Origin of the sequence: Helicobacter sp. CLO-3 (assembly GCF_001854545.1) — a bacterium.
Classification (GTDB): Bacteria; Campylobacterota; Campylobacteria; order Campylobacterales; family Helicobacteraceae; genus Helicobacter_B.
Genome location: NZ_MLQN01000086.1, coordinates 1 through 545 on the forward strand (window position 1 = coordinate 1; position 545 = coordinate 545).

At 33.2% G+C, this 545-nt stretch carries 1 pseudogene; it reads right to left on the bottom strand.

Annotation, left to right across the window (positions count from 1 at the left end):
• Positions 1–545: pseudogene (locus tag BKN38_RS11370) on the bottom strand (glycosyl transferase); the annotation flags it as partial.

A 545-nucleotide genomic window follows, 5' to 3' on the forward strand; every position in this document is an offset into this window, starting at 1 on the left:
AATCAAAATAATAGTATCTATAGGTAATTCTGTTTCCAAATTCAAAAGCTATATCGGTAAGATTTGGTGGATAAGCAAGTAATGGAGAATTTTTAGCCATATCGCGTCCGCAGGTGGAGTAAGAACGAACACGATAAATAAGCAATTGCTTATTTAATATTTTGATTTGTTTTGCTTTGGTGCAAATTAGTATTCCAAATAGCATGTCTTCTATGGGTATCGTTGGGTAGAATCTTAAGTTATTAAGTAGATTAATGTTGAATATCCCATGCCATACCCAAGAAAATTTTTCTACACCTAATAACAACTCCAGCGCATCAAAACTTCTTGTTTTGGCTTGCTCTTCACTGATTTTTAGGCATTCCAACAATGTGGGAATATTCATATCTGGTATATCATTTTCATATAGCGGTTTATAATCATGCCACAAAATATCACAATCCCCAATATTTTCCACACACTGCTCTATACAATCAAGCGTTATCATATCATCAGAATCTACAAAATGGATATATTTCACATCATTTGGTGGATTCTCACTATGT